This is a genomic window from Hymenobacter psychrophilus (assembly GCF_900107135.1).
Lineage (GTDB): Bacteria > Bacteroidota > Bacteroidia > Cytophagales > Hymenobacteraceae > Hymenobacter > Hymenobacter psychrophilus.
The window spans coordinates 107,589-128,393 of record NZ_FNOV01000008.1 but is presented as its reverse complement, the minus strand read 5'-3'; the positions used below and the strand labels follow the sequence as shown (position 1 = coordinate 128,393).

Genomic DNA, 20,805 nt, shown 5'->3' with positions numbered 1-20,805 from the left:
CACATGGCAAACAAGCAATTTAATATCTATGTCGAAGGTACAGACGACCACGACCTAGTTTTGGTAATAGTCAAACAACTTCGCGCTACTGTTCCGAATCCCAATATCAAAATCACTCGCGAAGGGCAGATAGTCACCACTTATCTGATAGTAGAAGATACCGCTGACACCATCTTAATTTCTAGCATCGGCGGTTGGGCTAACTTAGGCAAAAAGCAGTCAGTCTCGATTCAGCAGGCGCGCGATTCGGGTGGCAAAACCTTGATTGTTTTCGATGCTGATGAAGCGCCGGCCCAGCGGGCCGCTATTTTGAAAGAACAAATTGCCACTGATGAGCCAGCACCCGCTCTCTTCCTCTTTCCTAGCCCCAATCAGCCCGGCGAATTGGAAGATTTACTCCTACAAGTGGTGCAACCAGCCCATCAGGCCATAATGACTTGCTACGATGGCTACGAGCAATGCCTTCAACAACTGGTCAATAATGGGCAGGATTACTATAACACGCCCTCCAAAAAGCGCCGTATCTACGACTATGTAAATGTGATGCCATTGGAAGGCGCTGAATGGGACCGGCACCATAAGAAAGGAGGCCAAAAGATTTTTGAGAATCCCAGTTTATGGAACCTGAATGCCCCGGCTATCCAGCCCTTGCGGGACTTTCTCAATCAGCACTTGTCCTAATTACGCCCAAAATAAAGGAGCTCATGGCCACCGCCCTACTGCTGCCCCACGGCGTGCCGCTGGAAGTGGAAGTAGGCGTGGGCGAGAACTGGTTGCAGGCGCACTAAGTTTTCTGGTAAACCAATGGATCAGACCACAAAGAAGGGCATCGTCACCGAACTTATCAGTCTGCTCACGCAGGGTAATGCCCACGTCACGTTTGAGGATGCCTGCGCCGACCTCACGCCCGCGCAGTGGAACCAGCACGCGCCGGAGGCACCCTATACTATCTGGCAACTAGCTGACCATATTCGTATTGCGCAGTGGGATATTGTAGAGTTTTCCCTCGGAGCCGAGCATACTTCTCCAGAGTGGCCCGCGGGCTACTGGCCTGCCCAAACCGCTACCGCCGACGAAGCACAATGGTACCAGACGCTTGCTCAAATTCAGGCTGACCGGCAGCGCTTCATCGACCTGCTACAGCACCCTACTACTGATTTACTGGCCCCCCTTCCGCACGGCGACGGCCAGACGATCCTGCGGGAGGCCCTACTGATTGGCGACCATACCGCCTACCACACCGGCGAAATTATTCTGATCCGGCGGCTATTACACGCTTGGTAACAGCCGCGCCGGCAAGTTGTAGACGATTAAGGCCACATCAGGACTGACGAATTGATTGAGCTTACGGGGTACCGGCGTGGGCACCCGCACCGGCTAAGTGGCCGTATACTCTCTCTCTGCAAAGCCCACTTCAACCGCAATTCGCATGCTCACCCAGCCTCATACCACCACGCTGCAAAATGTAGCCCGCGGGCTGCTGGGCACCTTTATGGTCGTGGCTGGCACCGGCCACCTCACGTTTCAGCGCCAGGCATTTCAGGCCCAGGTGCCCGATTTCATTCCGCTTGACAAGGACACGACCGTGCTGGCTTCGGGTGTGGTGGAAATTGGGCTGGGCCTGGGGCTGCTGCTGTTGCAGGGCCGCAACCGGGTGCGCATGGGTCTGGGGCTGGGGCTATTCTATGCGGCCGTGTTTCCGGGCAATATTCACCAGTACACCCACCACCTGTCGGCGTTCGGCCTCGATACCGATACCAAGCGCCTGGGCCGCCTGTTTTTCCAGCCTGTGCTGATTGGCGTGGCCCTGTGGAGCACCGGGGCCCTGAAAGCACTCATGGCGCGGCGGCCACTTTAAACAGAACCCCGCCGCTGCCCGTTTACGCTGCATGAATCTTTCTGAAACCAACTCTTCCTTTGATGTAGCCATAATCGGGGCCGGGCCGGTGGGGCTGGCCTGCGCGCTGGAAGTGCAGCGGCGCGGCCTCTCAGCCGTGGTGCTAGATAAGGGCGCGCTGGTGAACTCGCTGGTGGGCTACCCTACCAACATGGAGTTCTTTTCGACGCCCGAGCTGCTCGAAATTGGCGGCCACCCCATGGCCACGCTGCACTACAAGCCCCTGCGCGAAGACGCTCTCGACTACTACCGCCGCGTGGCCCAGGCCGAAAACCTGACGCTCCGCCTCTACGAGCGGGTAATCGGGTTGGAAGGCGAGCAGGGCAGCTTCACTGTCGTAACCGATAAGGCCCGTCTGCAAACTCGGTTCGTAATTGTGGCTACCGGTTTCTACGACCTGCCCAATTACCTGAACGTGGCGGGCGAGGACCTGCCCCATGTGTCGCACTACTACAAGGAGCCCTACGCCCACGCCGACCAGGACGTGGTGATTATCGGGGCCAAAAACTCGGCCGCCAAAGCGGCACTGCAGTTGATGCGGGCCGGCGCCCGCCCCACGCTGCTCGTGCGCGGCCCCGACATTCCCGAATCCGTTAAGTACTGGATCCGGCCCGACCTTGTCAACCGCATCAAGGAGGGCCGCATCGGGGCCCTGTTCAACACCACCGTCACCAGCATTACGCCCGGGGCGGTGGAAGTCAGCACGCCCGAGGGGCCGCGCACGCTGCCGGCCCAGTTCGTGTACGCCCTCACCGGCTACCACCCCGACTTCTCGTTTCTGGCGGCCCTGGGCATCAACTGCGGCAGCGATGCTGCCCAGACGCCCAGTCACGACGCCGAAACCCTCGAAACCAACCGCCCCGGCCTGTACCTGGCCGGCACCGTGTGCGGCGGCCGCAATACCAGCCGCTGGTTTATCGAGAACGGCCGCTACCACGCCCAGCTCATCGCCGCCCGCCTCGCCGGCGAAACCGCCCCGGCGCTGCCCGAGGTACTGCAACCGGTGCAGCTATAAACAGCAGCCCTGTTTTATTGCACAAAAAAAGCTCCCGCCTTGGTAAAGGCGGGAGCTTTTAGATAAGCAGCGGGAAGAGCCCGTTACGGGAACTTCACGCCCCGGTAGCTAGTCGGGTTTACGGTTGGCACTTTGGCGCCGTAGGTCGAGTTGATAACCTTGATCATTTCGTTGGCCACAACAGCGTAGCCGCGGGGCGTGGGGTGCACACCGTCAAGCGAGAACAGGTTGCCGCTCACGAAACCAGCCGTGTTATTTACACCGTTTACTACCAAGCCGTTGGAGGCTACCGTCGAGAAGAAGGCATTGGCATCGAACACAGCCAGTCCCTTAGCCGCCGCCTTGGTTTTGATGGCGGCGTTAAAGTTGTTTGTAGCAGTTCTTACCTGGCCCTGCTCTACATCGTCGAGCACGAACAGGCTCGGGATGGGGTTGCCAGCCGACACGCCGAAAGCAGCCGTGGTGTCAATGCCGTAGGCAGCTAGGAACAATGGGAAGCCTGCAGCAGGCTGCCCGCTCTGGCCATACACGTAGCGCCACGGGCGGCCCGTTTTCGTGCCCACCAGGGGCAGGAAGGGCGAGGAAAGCAGGGTGAACAACTGCCGGCCCGTGCCATCCACTGCCTTGATGTCACCGGTCGTAATTGGCTTGCGGTTGGCCGAGGTAGCGCCGCCGGGGGCAGCACCCGTCTGAATAACCAAACCGGATACCTTGCCCGCTTCCAGCGTAGTGCGGAAGCTGGGGCCCACAGTAGTGAAGAACGGAATCGTCGTTACATCGGGAATGGTAGCTACCACGCCCTTAGCGCCCGTGGCGGTCAGCGCATCAATCACCTTCGAGTTCTTGTCGGTGAAGTCGGCTACCGAAGTGAGCGAGTTGGCAGCACCACCGGCGGTAGCGAAGCCCAGCACATCGTTGTTGCCCAGCCAGTTGGTAAAGAAGGTAGGATTAGAAGCCGCTACCCGCTGCAAATACGTTTGGGTAGCCTGCGCGTCGGGCGTAATCCGCTCGAAGAAGGGGTTGCCCAGCACGCTGCCGTAGCCCGCCGTTTCGATATCCGACAGGCGGATGCCCGGTACGCCCAGGTTGTTTATCTGGCCGGTGAACTTGGTATAAAGCGGCCGGGCCGCCGTAGCGCCCTGGCGCAGTGCCAAGTTGGTGTTTACACTAGCCGTAACGGGAAGCCCGTTTACGATATTGGCCAGACGCAGGTAGCCCGAACCATTTTCCTGGCCCGCACCGAACAGCGGCTGCACGAATTCGCCGCCGCCTACCGTGGCGAACTGCTGCGCCAGAATAGCCGGAAACGACTGCTGCTGGCCTTCCAGGTAGAGGCCACCGTCGGAGAAGCCGGCCGTGAGCGAGTTGCCCACGGCAATGTAGTTGGAGAAATCGGCCGTGCCATTGCTGGGCTCGAAGTCCTTTTCCAGGTCGGGCTGGCAGGCGCTCAGGCCAAGGCCCAGCAGGGCCAGCATCGGCGCAGATTTACGAAACAAAGTAGTATTCATGGAATCAGGAGTGAGTCGCGGTTAGAACTAGAAGGTGTAATTCAGGCCGATGCCGGGAATCACGATGTTGGTCTTGTAGGTGCCGGCAATCCGGTCGGTGGTGCCATTCGTCACCAGCTCCTGCTGGGTCTGGGTACGCTTCTTGATGCCGACGTACTGGGCCGAAAGGTCAACCCCGAATTTGCCGAAGTTGTAGGAAGCACCCAGGGTACCACCAATGCGGTCGTTGTCAGGCGTTTCGGGCGTTACGAAACCGTCTTTCACCGGGCTCTCGTCATACGAGCCGCCGGCGCGCACTACCAGGCCGCTGGTGAGCTTGTACTGGGCACCCACGCGGAACGTCAGGGCGTCTTGGTACTCGCGCTTCGACTCGCTTACTGTAGTAGGCAGGCGGGTCTTGGAATCGAGGATAGGTTGGTCGAAATCGAAGCGCAGGGTTTTGTAGGCGCTCCAGTTGGCCAAGCTGGCATCAATGCCAATCGTCAGGTTTTCGGTAGGCATAATGCCGAAACCGATGCTGGTAGTAGCAATAAGGGGCAGCGTAGCCGAGAACTTGGTAGCTTGGAAATTTGGGGCGAAAGCGGGCGAGAGGCCGCTGAAGGTTACGTCGCCGTCCTTTACCCGGGCATCAATTTTCGAGCGGTAGCTCACGCCCACGCTCAGTTTTTCGGAAGGCTTGAAGAAAATGCCAGCGTTGACGCCGAACTTGGTTTCCGCCTTGCCATCGAGCTCAATGTGGCCGAACGAGTCGGGCAACGGAATGTCGCGTTGCAGGTTTACGGCGCCGTAAGCCAGCACTACCAGGCCGGCTCCGATGCTCAACTGGTCGGTGATGGCGTAGCTGACGGTGGGCTGCACGAACACCGACTTCAGGTCGATATCGGTGAGCGAGGTGCGGCCTTCCCAGCCGTCGGCGTACTGCAGCTTGCTACCGAAAGGCGTGTACACGGCAATACCCGCCCGAAACTTACCCTCTTGGGGGCCGAAACCGGCAAACAGGCTTACCGGCGTCACCACGCTGTTGCGCAGTTCGCGCTGCGTGCTGCTGCCTTCGGCCACAAAAGAGTTGCGGGCAAACGTGAAGTTGGCGCCAATCTGCACGCCTCGGTCGCGCACCATAGCCAGGGCACCGGGGTTGTAAAACATGGCCGCCTGGTCGAGGGACAGGCCCACGCCGACACCACCCATGCCGTTGTTTTTGATGCCGGCCAGCGTTACCTGGTAGCCGCCTGCCGAAGCCGCGGTTGCCGAGAGCAGCGCACCTCCTGCTAGAAGTAGAGACTTAAATTTCATACAAAGAGTGAAAAAGTGAGAATTTGGGGGCTTAGCGCCCCTAAATGTAAAGTAAAAACACAAGTTGTAGTAGGCAAGCCGAACAAATTTCCGGAACCATCGTAGCCGGGGCCGGCGGGCCCACTTCCCGGCCGGGGGTCCAGAGTCTGGCTGGGGGCCTGATTCAGGCCTAATCCCCGATTTCGCGGGAAATTAAATCGAGCTGCTGCCCGGCCACGAGCAGGTGCACCCGCAGGTTTTGGGCGCTTACCGGCTGGCCTTTTTTAATGCGACGCAGGTTACTGCCGGCCAACTCCCGGGCGTCGAGCACCATTACGGCCCCGTCGCCGAATACGGTGGCGTGGCGCCCACCGCGTACTATCAGGCCGGTTTCTTCGGCCAGGCCCAGGCCCAGGCACTCGGGGTGGGCCAGCAGGGCGTGGGCCAGCCGCCCGAAGCGGCCGCGCTCGGCAAAGTGCTGGTCGATAAGCAGGTCGGGCAGCAAGCCCAGGGCCGGGCCGGTCTGGATGCCGCCCTTGCGCAGGGCCCGCCAGCCGTAGCCGTCGATAACCATATGGGCGGGCAGCGCGGCAGCTCCGGCGCTGGTGCCGGCGACCATAAAGCTTTCCTCTTCGCTGAACCGCTGCCCCAGCAGCCGGGCAAACTCGGTGCCGGCCAGCAAATCCACCAGCCGCTCTTGGTCGCCGCCCGAAAAGAAAACGAGGCCCGCCCGCGCCAAGCGCGCCAGTGTGGCGGGCGAATCGGCCGGTTGCTGCTCGCTGATGGGCAGGTGGCGGGCGGCCCGGCAACCCAGTGCCCGCAACGACTTTTCGTAGGCCGCCCCAGTGGACTTGGCATTGCGCCACGAAGCGGCCGTAACAATTTCAACGGGCGTGGTGGGCGCGGGCAGCAGGCCGGCCAGCAGCGCCAGCAGGGCATCGTCGGAGCCGCCGCCGAGGGCGACAAGCGTGCCAAGCGGCAGGGCGGCGGACGGGTAGGGCATGGCGGGTGACGGAGGTACGGGCCAAAAGTACACCCCGCCGCCGGATTCGGCCGGCCGGCCCGCAGGCAGAAGAAGCGGGGCGGGGCCGCGGCAGGCGCGGGCGGCGTGTCAGGGGCGGGCGCATCCCGGCACAGCCACCACCCTCATTTCATTATTTCCCCATCGCTACATCCCAACCTTAGCGGAAAGCCGTACTTTTGCGCGCCGGTTTGGCCCACATCACCAATGCTTTCTGCCTAGCGAGAAACTGCTTCTTTCCCTTCAGCTTCATGAATCAGCACCCGACCCTCGAACACATTACGTCCCTGATTCAGGAAGGCGAGTTTTTCAAGCTCAAGGAAGCCCTCAAGAATTTTGAGCCCGCTGAGGTGGTGGAGTTGCTGGAGGAAGAGGAAGAGCGCGAGCAGCTCATCATCTTCCGGCTGCTGCCGCTGCAGTTGGCCACCGAGGTGTTCGAGTACCTGAACATTGATATTCAGAAGCATTTCCTGGCCAACCTCAGCCAGGATAAGATGGCCGACATTCTCAACGAAATGTCGCCCGACGACCGCACGGCGCTGCTGGAGTTTCTGCCCGATGATTTGGTGCGCGAGCTGATTCAGACCCTCTCGGAGCCCGAGCGCAAGGTAACGCTGGAGCTGCTGGGCTACCCCGAGTACTCGGTGGGCCGGCTGATGACGCCCGACTACATTGCCATCCGCGAAACCTGGACGGTGCAGCAGGTACTCGACTATATCCGCCGCCACGGCGGGCACTCCGAAACGCTGAACGTGCTGTACGTAACCGACGAGCGGGGCCGGCTGATTGACGACATCCGCATCCGCGAGTTTCTACTGGCCGGGCCCGAAGTGCGGGTTAGTGAGCTGATGGACCGCCGCTTCGTTTCGCTGAGCAGCATGCAGGACCAGGAGGAGGCCATCGACGAGTTCCGGCGCAACGACCGGGTGGCCCTGCCGGTTATCAACAGCGAAGGCATCCTGTTCGGCATCGTTACGATTGATGACATCCTCGACATTCGGGAGGAAGAGGACACCGAGGACATTCAGAAGCTGGGCGGTTCGGAGGCCCTCGATGAGCCTTATCTGGCCACCTCCATCTGGAACATGGTGAAAAAGCGGGCCGGCTGGCTCGTGATTCTGCTGCTGGGCGAGATGCTGACCACGTCGGCCATGCACCATTTCGAAGACGATTTGCAACGGGCCGCGGTGCTGGGCCTGTTTATTCCGCTCATCATTTCGGCAGGTGGCAACGCCGGCTCGCAGGCTACTTCACTCATCATCCGAGCCATGAGCCTGGGCGAGTTCACGGTATCAGACTGGTGGATGATTCTGCGGCGGGAGTTGCTCTCGGGCCTGTTGCTGGGTTTGATTCTGGGCGTGGTGGGCTCGTTGCGCATCGTGCTGTGGGCCAAGTACATCGACCCCGGCTATTTCGGCCCCTTCTGGTTGCTGATTGCCGTAACGGTCGGCTTCTCGCTGCTGGGCATTGTGCTGTGGGGGGCACTGGCCGGGGCCATGCTGCCCATGTTGCTCAAGCGCCTGGGCCTCGACCCCGCCACCTCCTCAGCCCCCTTCGTGGCCACGCTGGTCGACGTGACGGGCCTGATTATCTACTTTACGGTAGCTACCACGGTATTGCGCGGCACGTTGCTGTAGCTTTTATTGAGCCGTTAGCTTTTAGCTGCTGGCTGTTAGCTTTTGTTCAGGTGGAAGCCAACAGCTAAAAGAGAACGGCTTAAATCCGGTGCTACTATAAAATTTAGCCAACTTTGGCGCGACTATTTTCGTTAGCAATGCAGGTATCCACTTAGCATTGAACTCATGAAAATTTCAGTTGAAGAAGGTCAGGAGAAAGGCTTCCTGTCCGACGGCCGCCACACGGTCGAAATTACGGGTATTGAAGAGGGCAAAAGCGAAAACCAGGGCATTCCGTACTTCGCCGCTCGCATGGAAAACGAGGAGGGCTTCGTGCTCCAGCGCTTCTACCTCTCCGATGCCGGCCGGCCCGTTATTATGGGCCTCTACGAAATGGTCGGCATCGAGCCGAAAGCCGGCCACGACCTCGACACCAAGCAGCTCATTGGCAAAAAGCTGTCGGTAGAAGTGGGCGACTACACCTACAACGACCCCAACTCAGGCTCCGAGCGGACGCTGCGCCAGGCCTCGCACTTCCAGCGGGTGTAGCCTATTGCCGGTTTACCGGTTCCCCATTGTGATAAAAGCCCTAGCCATTTCCGTTTCGGAAAAGCTGGGGCTTTTGCGTGCTGACAAGAGCCGGTTCAAAAATCCACCCGGCCGCGGTTCACCTTTTTGTCACCGTGCTTTTTTTTGGATTCCAGACGCTTGCGCACGGCGCCTTTGCCGGGCTTGGTGGGGCGGCGGGTTTTGGGGCGGTGCAGGGTTTTGGTGAGCAGCTGATGAAACTTGAGCAGCGCCGTTTCGCGGTTGCGCAGCTGGCTGCGGTCTTCCTGGGCGGTTACCAGCAGCTCGCCTTCCTGAGTGAGGCGCGAGGCTAGCTTCTGGAGCAGCGTCTGCTTCTGCTCGTCGGTGAGTAGCTGCGAGTCGGCGATGCGGAAGCGCAGTTCCACGCGGCTTTCTACTTTGTTGACGTTCTGGCCACCCGGCCCGCTGCTACGGCTGGTCTGGAACTGCAGTTCGGGCAGGAAATCGGCGGCGGCAGGAAGCATGGAAGTGAAACTGGGGATGAATGGGGAAGGTAACTATACTGTGCTGCCGGGCCGGTGGTTTTGCCTCTACCACAGCAGGTAGCCCAGCAGCGCCAGGCGGGCAGTCCAGGCCAGGGTGCGGGGCCAGTTGGTGCGCACGAGGCCGTCGATGGCCACGTAGCTGTAGCCGTCGCGGCCGAGGCGGTTATGGAAGGGCACGCTGAGCAGGAAGGTGCTGGCCCAGGCCACCAGTACCAGCGCCAGCTGGCTCCAGCGGGCGGCCGGGCTCAATTCTGTGCCCTGCCACGCCAGCCACCCGGCGGCGCCCAGCTCCAGCAGCATCGGCCCCATCACTACCCAGCCCATGCGGGTGGAATGCTCGCGGTGAAACTGGGCGAACTGCGCGGGCGCCACGCGGGCAAAGCCGGGGTAATGCACGAGCTGGACCGTCCAGATAAGGCCGGTGAGGTAGGCGGCCAGGCCGAAATTGAGCAGGAGCAGGTGATTCACTTTTCGTTGTTTGTTTTTGATTAATCGTTTTTCAGTAGCGGTTGATTAGCCGGCGCTTACTGCTACCTTTCAGCGGAAAGTAACCAACGCGCAACAACCAACCGGAAACAAGCCATGCATCATTTCTTTCGTCCGGGCCTGCTACTGGCAGTACCGCTGCTGGGGCTGGCCGTAGCGGCCTGCGGCCCCAACAATAAAGCCGGCGCCGCCAAGCCCGATCTGCTCAGCGCCAACCTCGATACCACCGTGCGGCCCGGCGACGACTTCTACAACTACGCCAACGGCGCCTGGTTCAGGCAGCATCCGATTCCGGCCTCCGAAAGCAACTGGGGCATCGGTAAGGAAGTCCAGAACGAAATCTACAGCCGCCTGCGCAAACTGAACGAGGACGCGGCCAAAGCCAGCGCCGCCCTTGGCTCGACGGAGCAGAAGCTCGGCGACTTCTGGGCCACGGGTATGGACAGCGCCGCCGTAAACCGGCAGGGCCTGGCGCCGCTGCAGGCCGAACTCACGCGCATCCAAAACATCAGCACTGTAACGGGCGTGCAGGCAGCCATTGCGCGGCTGCAGCAGCTGGGCGTAAATGCGCTGATTGGCGGCTACGTGGGCCAGGATGCCAAGAACAGCGAAAAGATGGCCCTGCAGCTCTGGCAGGCGGGCCTGGGGCTGCCCAACCGCGACTATTACTTCAATAAAGATGCCCGCACGGCTAACATCCGCCAAGCGTACGAGCAGCACCTGAACAAGATGTTTACGCTGCTGGGCCAGGATGCGGCCACGGCCCAGGCCAGCACCAAGCGCGTGCTGGCGCTGGAAACCAAGCTAGCCGGCGCCTCGCGCAAGCTCGAAGCCCTGCGCGACCCCTACGCCAACTACAACAAGATGAGCCTGGCCAAGCTCGATGGCCTCACGCCCGGCCTTAACTGGAAGCCCTGGCTGGCCGAAATGGGCTTTGCTAAAGCCGACACGGTGATTGTGGGCCAGCCCGAGTTCTACCAGGAAGCCAGCCGCCTGCTGCGCACCGCCCCGCTCGCCGACTGGCAGGCCTACCTGCAGTGGCAACTGGTGCACGCCTACGCCGCTACGTTAAGCCAGGATTTCGACCAGGAAAATTTTCGCTTTTATGGCACCGTGCTGCAGGGCGCTACCGAGCAGCGGCCGCGCTGGAAACGGGTGCTCGACACCGAAGAAGAGGCTCTCGGCCAGGTGCTGGGGCAGCAGTTCGTGAAGGAGTACTTTACGCCCGAAACCAAGCAGCGCTACGAGCAGCTCACCGAAAACATTACGGCCTCGTTCCGCGAGCATATGGAGGCGCTGGACTGGATGGGCGACTCGACCAAGCAGAAGGCGCTGGTGAAGCTGAGCAAAATTACGCGCAAGGTGGGCTACCCCGACAAGTGGAAGGACTACTCGTCGCTGGAAATCAAGCGCGACTCGTACGCGGCCAACGTGATGCGGGCCAACCAGTGGCGCTACCGCTACGAGGCGCGCAAGCTCGGCCAGCCCGTCGACCGCACCGAGTGGGGCATGACGCCGCAGACGTACAACGCCTACTATAACCCCAGCAACAACGAAATTGTGTTGCCGGCCGCCATCTTCTCCATCCCGGGTTTGCTGGATGCCGATGCCGATGATGCCATTATTTATGGTTATGCCGGGGCCAGCACCATCGGCCACGAGCTCACCCACGGCTTCGACGACGAAGGCAGCCAGTTCGACGACAAGGGCAACCTGCGCAGCTGGTGGACCAAGGCCGACCGTAAAGCCTTCGACCAGCGCGTAGGCGGCATCGTGCGCCAGTTCAACGGCTACAAAGTGCTCGATTCGCTGCACATCAACGGCAAGGCAACGGCCGGCGAAAACATTGCCGATTTGGGCGGTATCATCATTGGGCTCGATGCGTTCAAGAAAACTGAACAGTATAAGAAGGGCGAGAAAATTGGCGGCCTGACGCCGGTGCAACGCTACTTTCTAGGTTACGCGCTGGGCTGGCAAACCCACCAGCGCCCCGAGCGGCTGGCCCAGGCCCTGCTCACCGATGTGCACTCACCGGCCCAGTACCGCATCAATGGCCCCTTCGCCGACGTGCCCGCCTTCTACGAGGCCTTCCATGTAACGCCCGGCGACAAGTTTTACCGGCCCGATTCGGCCCGGGTGAAAATCTGGTAAGCCGCCTGCGCCGTTGTTCCGCCCGGATTATTTTCGGCCCCGGGCAACGGCAGCGAGCCGGCCCGCATCTACCGCCACGTACCCTACCTCTTTACGCCATGAAAAAGCTTCGTCTTCTGCTGCCCGGTTTGCTGCTTGCCCTGCTGCTGACCGCCTTCCAGACCTTCGCCGCCGACACCCGCGAAACCCGCACCGTGGCGCCCTTTACCGCCGTAAGCCTGGGCGGCTCGATGCAGGTCGTTTTCCGCCAGGGCAGCCCCCAGAAAGTGGAGGTGCAGGGCGACACGGAAGATTTAACCCATATCGAAACCACAGTCGAAAACGGCAAGCTCCGCATCAACACCGTGCGGGAAAGCGGCTTGTTCAGCGGTTACAATTTCAGAAGCAAAGTGGTGATTTACGTGACGGCGCCCACCGTTACGGCCCTGAGCGTAGGCGGCTCGGGCAGCCTGCGGGCCGCCGAGCCCATCCGGGCCAACAAGCTGAAGTTGGCCGTGGGCGGCTCGGGCAGCCTGGTGCTGGCCGGCGTAACGGCCGAAAGCATCGATTCGTCGGTGGCGGGTTCGGGCAGCCTCAAAATCAGCAGCGGCTCGGTCACAAGTCAGGAAATCAGCATCAGCGGCTCGGGCGGCGTGCAAGCCGAGGCGCTGGCCGCTAAAACCTGCGACGTGCGCGTGGCCGGCTCGGGCAGCTGCCGGGTGCAGGCCACCGAAACGCTCGACGCCCGCATTGCCGGCTCGGGCAGCGTGTACGTGCGCGGCAACCCTCGCGTGAACAGCTCCACGGCCGGCAGCGGCCGGGTGCACAAGCTGTAAGCGCTTAGCGAAGTATGGCCACCACCCGAACGTTCACATTCAGCACCCTTCCTCCGCTCAGGGATTTTCAGTTTTTAACCGATTCTTCCGGCTACGTTCTTACCCAAACGGGGCAATTGCACCGCTTTACGGGTGAGCGCACGACGCTGATAGCCACGCCCCCGGAGTTCACCATTTCGCACTTCTATTTCCGCGACCAGACCCACGGCGCGGTGGTGGGCGTTGCGCAAACCCCGGAGCCGTCGCTCCGACAAGGCTCGATTGGGGTAGCGGCCCTGCCGCTGCTTTTACTGCTGTGGCTGGCCTGGCAGCATCGGCACCGGCCGCTGGTTCGGTCGCTATTTTCTGGGTTGAGCGGGCTATTGCTGGGCGGGGGCCTGCTGGTTTCGTGTACCGGCTGGCAGCAGTACCGCACCCCCGACCCCACCTCGCCCCACGCATCGCTGCTGAGCTACTCTGCCTTGGGCCCCTTCTCCCATATATATAGCCCTAACAAGGGCCAAAAGTCCTTTGTAGCCCTTACCGACAACCAGGGCGGTAGCTGGGAAACGCAGCAACTGCCCACCAACTTCTACCCAACGGCGCTAACCAGCATGGGCCGTAATTTTTTGGTTGGCACCTACGCCAACGCGCAGGAAGGCCCCATTGCATTGCACGGCGACGGCGACCTTTTTATTTACGGCACCGATGCCAGGCACACGCCCCGGCTGGCCAACAATTCCAATCAGCGGCCCTACGGAATTAGCATGAGCCGGGGCATAACCGGTCTGCTGGTGTCGGCGCTGGATTCGGCCCTCTACGTATTTGGCAGCGACCGAATGCCCACCCTGCCCAACAGCGTGATGAGCGGGACGCCCGGCAACATATACGTGCTACCGGCCACCTTGCAGGCGCCCTCCCGGCTCATCGACACGCCCGATACGGTGGATGTGCACTCGCTCTCGCAGGCGCAAACGGGCGAGCTTTGGGTGACCATGGCCGACCGCAAACCGCAGCTTCGCGACAGAAACTTAGTGTACGCCCCGTTGCCCACCAAACGGCTGCTCCGCTTTACGGCCGGGAAGTGGCAGCCCGTCACTGTCCCTCCTTACACCAGCTTCGAGCAAATAGCCTTTGTGCCCGGAACTTCCACCGGCTACCTTTTGGCCGCAACCGGCGAAGTACTGGAAACCCGCACCAATGGCACCGAGTGGCACCTGCTGGCGGGGAGCAGGGCCATCCGGAAGCTGCATCCCTGGCAGCGCGGAATTACCTGGCTGCAGGGCGAAAACCAACTGGTTTTCTACCCGACACCAACGCAGAAGTAGGCGCGCATTTAAAAGTCGAACAGCCCGCCGCCTTTGTTCTTGTCCTTCTTTTTGTTCTTGGATTTCTTCTTGTCCTTGCCATCAAAAACGCCACCCAGGAAGCTGGTTTTCTCTTTGATGATAATGTAGCGCACCGAGAAGGCGGTGGGAAAGCGGGCCCAGTCGGCGGAGTTTATTTCGACGGTGGGCTTGAAATCGACGCTGACCACGAGCGGGATGAAGGCTATTTTATATTCGGCCCCGATAATGGCATCGAAGCCGCCGAAGGTGCCGTCGTCTTTGTGGTGGCCGAGGTGGCCGCCCGCGCCGAGGTAGTAGTTGAGGCTGGGCCCCAGAATACCGAAGTGGCGCTCGGCCAGCACCGTGCCGCTTACTTCGCGCGAACTAACCAGCGCCAGGCCCTCCAGCGTGGCTTTGGGCAGAAATTTCTGCTGCACCGTGAGGCCGTACTGCCCCCCGCCCACCCGTAGGCCGGCGGCGGTAATGTATTTCTGGGCGTGGGCCGTTGCCGGCGCCAGGGCCGCGGCCGTTAGCAGCGCAGCGGCCAGCAGACCGGCGCGGGGCCCGGCCGAACCAACAAAAAAGGGAAAGGTCATAATCTTATAAAGGGGTAGTTGAACCCGGCGTGAGGCTGCGCGTTGAGGCAACCAACGAGGTACAAAGTACGTCGGTAGGGTGCAATAACGTCGCGCTCTGTCCAAACCGCGTACCTTGCGGACTTTATTTTTCGCCCGCCCCCTACCGCTCCACTCACCCGTGTATATCCATCAGGTCGCGGCCTACCTGCCCGCCGACGTCATCGACAACGCCCACTTCACCCGTCTCAACGGCCTCTCGAGCGAGTGGATTACTGAGCGCACCGGTATCCGGACGCGCCGTAAAGCAGCCCCCGGCGAAAACACCAACACCATGGCCATTGAGGCCACCCGCCGGGTGCTGGCCCAGACCACCGATTTTGCGGCCGCTGATGTGGATCTGATTGTGGCTGGCACCTACACGCCCCACGACACGATTTACACCGTGGCCCACGCCGTGCAGCGCGAAATCAACGTATCGGATATTCCGGTAGTCAGTATTTCGTCGGCCTGTTCGTCGCTGCTGAACGCTATTGAAATTGTGGAGGGCTACTTTGCCCTGGGCAAAGCCCGCCGGGCGCTGGTTATTGTAAGTGAGCACAACACGGCCTACAACAACGAAGACGACACCGTAGCCGGCCACCTGTGGGGCGACGGCGCGGCGGCACTGCTGATTTCCAAGGACCGCCTCGCCCCCGCCGACCTGCGGGTGCGCGACATCCGCACTGGCGGGGCCGGCAACATCGGCAAAGCCGACGAATCGGTGACCCTTAAGCCTGTGGAACGCGGCATCGTGATGCCCTATGGCAAAGACGTATTCATCCACGCCTGCACCTACATGACGCGGGTAACCCAGGAAATTCTGGCCCGCAATGAGGTACCGGTAGAGGAGCTGACTTACCTGATTCCGCACCAGGCTAACCTGCGCATCACCAAAAACGTGCTGCAGCAGCTGGGCCTGCCCAACGAGCGGGCCGTATCGAATATTGAGGAACTGGGCAACACCGGCTGCGCCGGCGCGGCCATTGCCCTGGGCAGCACCTGGCCGGCGCTGCAGCCCGGCAACCAGGTGGTAGTCACGGTTTTCGGTGGCGGCTACTCCTACGGGGCCATGCTGCTGGAGCGGTGAAACGGTGAATGAGTGACCCGGTGAGTGAGCGGAATGCCGGCATGGCATTCCGCTCACTCACCGGGTCACTCATTCACTGTACTACCAGGCGGGTGGTGCCGCTGGGACCGTTCGAGTCGGTCCAGCGGAGTAGGTAGAGGCCGGGGCGCAGGTCGGGCAGCACGGGGCTGAGCGAGCTCAGGCCGGGCGTGTAATCGAGGCGGCGGCCACCTTGGTAGCGGCCCACAGCATCGTAGAAGCGCAGCGTGAGAGAACCAGTGCTGGGGCCGGCCGCATACAACAGGCGTAGCGCCGGCCCATTCCGGTCGAATGGATTAGGAAAGACCGTCAGGCCGTTTTCCGCAGCCGCGTCGCGGCTTACCAGCAGCGCCCGGGCCGCATCGAGCGAGCCATCGGGCCGCCGCAGGCGCAGGCGGTAATAGCTCAGGCCGGGCAGCGGCTCCGGGTCGAGGGCGCGGTATGCAACGGTTCCGGCGGCTACTTCCGCCACGCGCTGCCAGCCGGCCGTCGTGTCGAGCGGGGCGCGCTCCAGCACAAAGCCGCTCAGGTAGCACTCGTCGCGGGTGGTCCATTGCACCTCCACACCGGTGGGGCCCGGCGCGGCCTGCTGGCTCACCAGCGGCGCAGGCAGCATAGCCGCCGGGGGGCCACACACCTCGGGCCGGAAACTGCGGGTACGCAGTACATAGCGCCCGCCCGCCACGTCGCTGGCCAGGGCCAGGGTGCGGCTGCGCTGCCCGCGGGCAATGGCGTAGTGCATAATGGCGCTGGGCAGAATCAGGTGGGAAAGCTGCTGGGCGTGCCCCAGCTCGTGCACCGCCACCGATTCAAAATCAATCTGCGGATCGACCGGACTGGCTGGTCCGAACTGCCAGTTCGCCCCGGAGCTGTACTGCATATCTATTTCCTTCACGAAGAAAGCCACGGAACCGTTGGGGCGGTAGCAGCCTTCGTAGTAGCTGGTAGTGCGGCCCAGCACCCCGGCCGGCAGCCGGCTGTCATTATCAAAGCCCACCGAGTTTACGCCGTCGGCGGCCACCCGGGCTATGGTGTGTGGCGGCCCCAGCGTCCAGTTTATCCCCGTTTGGCAGCGCCAGCTGACCAGGGCCCGGCTCCAGGCCGCAGCCGCGGCTGCGTTAGCGGCAAACTCAGACTCGAAGCGGAACGTGAGGCCGCCGGCCCCGTTTTGGTCGCGGTGGGCGGGCCCGGACCGCTGGCCCGAGTTGGTGTCGCGCACGTTGGTAGCCGCAAACTCGATAAGGACCGTTTGCGGGCTGAGCACCGGCAGCTGGCCCGCCCCGGCGGGCGTTACGCGCACTGGCCCGGTGCCGGCCGGGTTGCCGGTGGCGCTCAGGGCCGGCACCAGCACCTGAATCCGGGTGTCGGTCCAGCTCAGGTAATCGTCGTCGTTGAGGCGCGTGTAGGTGCCGCCACCATCGTCGGCGTTGCGAAACTCCACGGTGCCCGTGCCCCGGCTGCTGCCAAAGCCGCTGCCCGTTATCGTGAGCACGGCACCCGTGCCGGCCGACAGGCGTAGCGGGCTCAGCCCACTGATAAGCGCCACCTGGGGCCGGGCCGCGAGCCGTGGGCTGAGTTGGCGCCGGGCCGCCGCCAGGGCCGGGTTGGGCTGCAGCTGGCGGGGCGCAACGGCCAGCGCCGCCACGGCCTCCTCGGGGCTGCGGTAGCGCAGGAAAGGCCCGGCCGCCGTCAGGTCGGTTAGATTGTAGCGAATAAAGCCCTGCTGGCTGCCGTACACCTGCCAGCCGGCCTCATTGGGCCCATCGGCTGGCTCCAGAAAGAAGATGCCCTGCTCGCCGGGCGTAAGCTGCAGTGTATTGGTGAGCACCTCGCGGCGCAGGCCCAGCGTTCCGCCTTCAGTAAACACGGTCAGCACCGAATCGGACGGCCCTTTCAGTTGCCGAAACACCCGCAGCTGGTGGCGCGTGTACAGCCGGCCGTTGGGAGCTTGCAGGCCCTGGCTGCCGACTACGGCCGCCTCCACGATGCGGCTGGCGCGGGCGGTCCGCAGCACGGGGTCGAGGGGTACGAGCAGGCAGTGGGTAACTTCCGGGCCGGGGGGCCCCGGGGCTATTGTTTGCGCTGCCAGCGGCAGCGTTGGCAGCAGCGTTGGCAGCAGCAGTAGCGGCAGCAGGAACAGGGCAGGAAATTTCATACCGGAATAAACGCAGGAGCCGGCCGGCTGGCCTGCCTTCAAGGTAGTATATTTCCCTGTTTCGCGGCTGAATTGCTGTAGTTTAGGCCCAGCACCCGGCGCCCTATGCAACCCGTAGCCCCGGCCCGCGCTCCTGTTGCTGAACCAATAGGCACTACCTATTAATTATGTTCGCGGCCAGCAGTTAAACCTCTTATTCTATTTCGCTTTTATGCGCTTCTTCTCCCTGACTGTTGCAGGCCTGGCCACGGCGGCCCTGCTCAGCGCCAGCGTATCGGCCCTTGCCCAACAGGCGACGCTTGCCAGCCCGCCAACTCCGCCTACCGAGGTTCCGGCAGCTCCGGCTCCGGTTGCGGCCGTCGATGCGGCGGTTCGGCCCCGGCCGCTGTTCAAGCTCGGTACGGGCCTTGCCGACGGCGCGGGCCTGGGGGGCTATACTGGGCTGAACCTGCCGCTGGTACTGGGCGTTGAGCAACAGCTGGCGCCGGGGTGGTCGGCTACCCTGAATGGCTCCAGCCTCTGGAACATCGGCCAGCGCCGCTACTACGGCACCTCCAACCGGGAGGGCCTGAACCTGCGGCAGCTGGGGCTTGATGTGGGCATCCGCCACTATTATCATCAGGAGAAGCGCCAGGCCGCCGGCCGCCGGACGGGCCCCTACCAGGGCCCTTACGTAGCCCTGCAGCTCGGCAACTACTTCCGGCGCGACCTGCTCTATTACTACACCTACAGCCGGCACGAGCTGGCCTACGACTACAGCACCCTCACGGTGCGCTGGGGCGTGCAGCGCCGGTTGGGCAGCCGGGGCCTGCTCAACGCCTACATTGGCGGCGGGCTGGCTAACCCCCGCACCTATCACAACTATATCGGCGCGATGCCCGAGTACCGGCGCGACCTGAGCCTTGGCCTGGAAGTAGGCGTCAAAATCAGCCTGACCAATAAATAACCGGCTTAAGCGCTAGCTCAGGAACTAAGCCACTCCCAGAGGCTGTAGCCGACCCGAAAGATGGGCGGAATAGAGCCGATAGCGGCCAGTACGCCGAGAATGGATATTACCCGCTCGTTGCGCTCGAACACGTTGCGGACGGCGAATTTGGGGTCGGCACGCGAGGTTTGCCAGGTTTCGCCGTTGAAGTACGTGAACACCAGCGTGACATTGTAGTCGCCGGATTTGGCCCGGGAGCTAAGCCGCAGGTTGAGCGTGTAGGGCGCGGTGCCATTATCGCCCTGCGAAGCTTCGGTTACGATGCGGGGTGCCGGATCTTCGCTGACGTCGAAGAAGCGCGTGTAGCCGGGCCACGGCTCGTCGTCGGGGCCCGCAGTGGGCAGCACAATGCCTCGCTCCGACACGGCCGTGGTGTGCCCACCCCAGCGTACCCGCTCCTGCTGGTAATCGAAGCCGTAGCTGACGGCCGAGCCGGAATCGGCCAGAATAGAAATCGGCGGGTAGAGGGCCAGCTTGGAGTTGGCAATCTGCCCGTAACCCGTAATATAGATATCGACGACCACCGTGTCGCCGGGGTCAATGTTGGCATCGTAAATCCGGGCTATCAGCTCGTATTTACCGGTTTTGTCCCCGTTTTCGCCCCGGCGGGCCGTCGTGTTTTCCATGCGGTTTCCTCCCAATCAACTCTCAAAATAAGCTACCCTGCACCGGCTGCGGAATCACGCGGGGTGGCTGCACGGCCATGCCCGTCAGCTCGTGCAGGCGGCGCAGGAAATGCTCGGCCCAGAGTGGCGAGTGCAGGATGTCGCGCTGATGGATGAAGACGTAGGCCGTGTGCAGGCCCGCTTCGAGCCAGCCGGCAATGCGGGCGGCCCAGTCGTCGGCACGGCGGAAGTCGGAGTCGATCAGGCCGTGGCCGTTGAGGCGCACGAAGGCCATGGGCGTGGTCAGGCGCTGGTGCAGCGCATCGCGCCGGCCCGCCACGTCGCTTATAACCAGCGGCTTGTTCAGGGCTTCGAGCATGGCCGTGACGGTAGCCAGCAGGCCGGCATCGGAAAACCAGCCGGGGTGGCGCAGCTCCACGGCCAGCGGCACAAAGGCCGGGAAGTCGAGCAGGTAGCGCTCCAGCCGCCGCAGGTGCTCGGGCCCGAAGGTGGGCGGCAGCTGCAGAAACGCGTGGCCCAGCGTCGGCCCCAGCCCCTCAATGGCCCGGCAGAAGCTCGTAGTCAGGTCGTCGGCGTTGTACAGGGCCCGGTCGTGGCTGATAACCTGCGGGATTTTGGGGCAGAACCGGAACGACTCGGGCACCGCCTCGCGCCACTTGCGCACGGTAGGCGCGTCGGGGATGCGGTAGTGGGTGGTGTTGAGCTCGATGCTGTTGAACTGCCGGGCGTAATGGTGCAGGTAGTCGGCGTCCTTGATGCCCTGCGGGAAGTAGGAGCCCAGCCAGGCCTTGTTGGTCCAGATGGGGCAGCCCACGTACACGGCCGGCGGGGCGGGCTGCGCGGGCAGCGCCCGGGCCAGCACAGCGGCCGTTTCGGGGTGGTCGGCGGGCAGCCGGAAATCAACGTAGCGCAGGTCGGAAAGGCGGCCAAAATCCATCCCCGAAGGTAAGCATCCGTTGTGAGTTGCTGTGTTTTGGCTGACAACAGTGTTAAAAGAACGACGCAGGGGCGGCGCTTGCCCCCGCCCCTACGTTGTGTAGGCGTACCTTACCTCTCTTACCACATTTCCCGGACTTTTGCAACCACCCTACCGACTACTTCGGGGGTTGGAGGCCCAAATTTTTTTACCGGCGGATAGTCGCATTTCTCAATGGAC

20 protein-coding genes are annotated in these 20,805 nt (G+C 62.2%); 11 read left to right on the top strand and 9 right to left on the bottom strand.

Annotated features, from left to right (window positions below; all coding sequences use genetic code 11):
- The first annotated feature begins 3 nt into the window (after positions 1 to 3).
- The 4 genes from BLW21_RS13335 to BLW21_RS13320 all read left to right on the top strand — a co-directional run bounded on the left by BLW21_RS13335 (position 4) and on the right by BLW21_RS13320 (position 2,912).
- Positions 4 to 681 carry a DUF3226 domain-containing protein gene (locus BLW21_RS13335; RefSeq protein ID WP_092740826.1) on the top strand — a complete coding sequence of 226 codons (678 nt, stop codon included), beginning with the start codon at positions 4 to 6 and terminating at the stop codon, positions 679 to 681.
- 123 nt (positions 682 to 804) lie between these two features.
- A complete protein-coding gene (locus BLW21_RS13330; RefSeq protein ID WP_092740824.1) occupies positions 805 to 1,284 on the top strand; it encodes a DinB family protein in 480 nt (159 codons plus the stop codon).
- Positions 1,285 to 1,429: 145 nt separating this feature from the next.
- Complete coding sequence (locus BLW21_RS13325) at positions 1,430 to 1,858, top strand: DoxX family protein (RefSeq protein WP_092740822.1); 429 nt, start codon at positions 1,430 to 1,432, stop codon at positions 1,856 to 1,858.
- A 31-nt stretch (positions 1,859 to 1,889) separates the two neighbouring features.
- On the top strand, positions 1,890 to 2,912 hold the full coding sequence (locus BLW21_RS13320; protein ID WP_092740820.1) for a YpdA family putative bacillithiol disulfide reductase: 1,023 nt from the start codon (positions 1,890 to 1,892) through the stop codon (positions 2,910 to 2,912).
- A gap of 83 nt (positions 2,913 to 2,995) precedes the next feature.
- Here the strand turns inward: BLW21_RS13320 and BLW21_RS13315 are convergent, their stop codons facing one another.
- The 3 genes from BLW21_RS13315 to BLW21_RS13305 form a co-directional block, all read right to left on the bottom strand.
- Complete coding sequence (locus BLW21_RS13315; RefSeq protein WP_217633870.1) at positions 2,996 to 4,420, bottom strand: SGNH/GDSL hydrolase family protein; 1,425 nt, start codon at positions 4,418 to 4,420, stop codon at positions 2,996 to 2,998.
- A gap of 27 nt (positions 4,421 to 4,447) precedes the next feature.
- Complete coding sequence (locus BLW21_RS13310; protein ID WP_092740816.1) at positions 4,448 to 5,713, bottom strand: OmpP1/FadL family transporter; 1,266 nt, start codon at positions 5,711 to 5,713, stop codon at positions 4,448 to 4,450.
- A gap of 169 nt (positions 5,714 to 5,882) precedes the next feature.
- Complete coding sequence (locus BLW21_RS13305) at positions 5,883 to 6,695, bottom strand: cyanophycinase (protein WP_092740814.1); 813 nt, start codon at positions 6,693 to 6,695, stop codon at positions 5,883 to 5,885.
- Positions 6,696 to 6,964: 269 nt separating this feature from the next.
- Between BLW21_RS13305 and mgtE the strand changes: the two genes are divergently transcribed.
- Together mgtE and BLW21_RS13295 are read left to right on the top strand one after the other, a co-directional pair.
- Entirely contained in the window at positions 6,965 to 8,350 is a 1,386-nt protein-coding gene (mgtE, locus tag BLW21_RS13300) for a magnesium transporter (protein WP_092740812.1), read from the top strand.
- A 165-nt stretch (positions 8,351 to 8,515) separates the two neighbouring features.
- Positions 8,516 to 8,878, top strand: coding sequence for a hypothetical protein (locus tag BLW21_RS13295; RefSeq protein ID WP_092740810.1), 363 nt, complete (start codon positions 8,516 to 8,518; stop codon positions 8,876 to 8,878).
- 95 nt (positions 8,879 to 8,973) lie between these two features.
- Here BLW21_RS13295 and arfB read toward each other — a convergent pair whose 3' ends face one another.
- Together arfB and BLW21_RS13285 are read right to left on the bottom strand one after the other, a co-directional pair.
- Positions 8,974 to 9,381, bottom strand: coding sequence for an alternative ribosome rescue aminoacyl-tRNA hydrolase ArfB (arfB, locus tag BLW21_RS13290; RefSeq protein WP_092740808.1), 408 nt, complete (start codon positions 9,379 to 9,381; stop codon positions 8,974 to 8,976).
- Positions 9,382 to 9,447: 66 nt separating this feature from the next.
- Positions 9,448 to 9,870, bottom strand: a complete 423-nt coding sequence (locus BLW21_RS13285; RefSeq protein ID WP_092740806.1) for a hypothetical protein — start codon at positions 9,868 to 9,870, stop codon at positions 9,448 to 9,450.
- A 114-nt stretch (positions 9,871 to 9,984) separates the two neighbouring features.
- Between BLW21_RS13285 and BLW21_RS13280 the strand changes: the two genes are divergently transcribed.
- The 3 genes from BLW21_RS13280 to BLW21_RS13270 all read left to right on the top strand — a co-directional run bounded on the left by BLW21_RS13280 (position 9,985) and on the right by BLW21_RS13270 (position 14,161).
- Positions 9,985 to 12,039 (top strand): M13 family metallopeptidase, encoded by a 2,055-nt coding sequence (locus BLW21_RS13280; protein ID WP_092740804.1) that lies wholly within the window; start codon positions 9,985 to 9,987, stop codon positions 12,037 to 12,039.
- Between the two features lie 98 nt (positions 12,040 to 12,137).
- The gene (locus BLW21_RS13275; protein WP_092740802.1) at positions 12,138 to 12,854 is read left to right on the top strand and encodes a head GIN domain-containing protein; all 717 of its coding nucleotides are present in this window, start codon (positions 12,138 to 12,140) and stop codon (positions 12,852 to 12,854) included.
- 116 nt (positions 12,855 to 12,970) lie between these two features.
- The gene (locus BLW21_RS13270; protein WP_092740800.1) at positions 12,971 to 14,161 is read left to right on the top strand and encodes a hypothetical protein; all 1,191 of its coding nucleotides are present in this window, start codon (positions 12,971 to 12,973) and stop codon (positions 14,159 to 14,161) included.
- Between the two features lie 8 nt (positions 14,162 to 14,169).
- Here the strand turns inward: BLW21_RS13270 and BLW21_RS13265 are convergent, their stop codons facing one another.
- Positions 14,170 to 14,757 carry a hypothetical protein gene (locus BLW21_RS13265; RefSeq protein ID WP_092740798.1) on the bottom strand — a complete coding sequence of 196 codons (588 nt, stop codon included), beginning with the start codon at positions 14,755 to 14,757 and terminating at the stop codon, positions 14,170 to 14,172.
- 160 nt (positions 14,758 to 14,917) lie between these two features.
- Between BLW21_RS13265 and BLW21_RS13260 the strand changes: the two genes are divergently transcribed.
- Positions 14,918 to 15,865 carry a 3-oxoacyl-ACP synthase III family protein gene (locus tag BLW21_RS13260; protein WP_092740796.1) on the top strand — a complete coding sequence of 316 codons (948 nt, stop codon included), beginning with the start codon at positions 14,918 to 14,920 and terminating at the stop codon, positions 15,863 to 15,865.
- Positions 15,866 to 15,938: 73 nt separating this feature from the next.
- On the opposite strand, the gene BLW21_RS13255 is transcribed toward BLW21_RS13260, so the two are convergent.
- Positions 15,939 to 18,038 (bottom strand): matrixin family metalloprotease, encoded by a 2,100-nt coding sequence (locus tag BLW21_RS13255; protein ID WP_092740794.1) that lies wholly within the window; start codon positions 18,036 to 18,038, stop codon positions 15,939 to 15,941.
- A 211-nt stretch (positions 18,039 to 18,249) separates the two neighbouring features.
- On the opposite strand from BLW21_RS13255, the gene BLW21_RS13250 reads away from it, so the two are divergent.
- Positions 18,250 to 18,984: a hypothetical protein gene (locus BLW21_RS13250; protein WP_092740792.1), complete on the top strand. Its 735-nt coding sequence runs from the start codon at positions 18,250 to 18,252 to the stop codon at positions 18,982 to 18,984.
- Positions 18,985 to 19,001: 17 nt separating this feature from the next.
- On the opposite strand, the gene BLW21_RS13245 is transcribed toward BLW21_RS13250, so the two are convergent.
- Entirely contained in the window at positions 19,002 to 19,649 is a 648-nt protein-coding gene (locus BLW21_RS13245; protein WP_092740790.1) for a DUF8164 family protein, read from the bottom strand.
- Positions 19,650 to 19,671: 22 nt separating this feature from the next.
- A complete protein-coding gene (locus tag BLW21_RS13240; RefSeq protein WP_092740788.1) occupies positions 19,672 to 20,586 on the bottom strand; it encodes a DUF72 domain-containing protein in 915 nt (304 codons plus the stop codon).
- Positions 20,587 to 20,805: the final 219 nt, after the last annotated feature.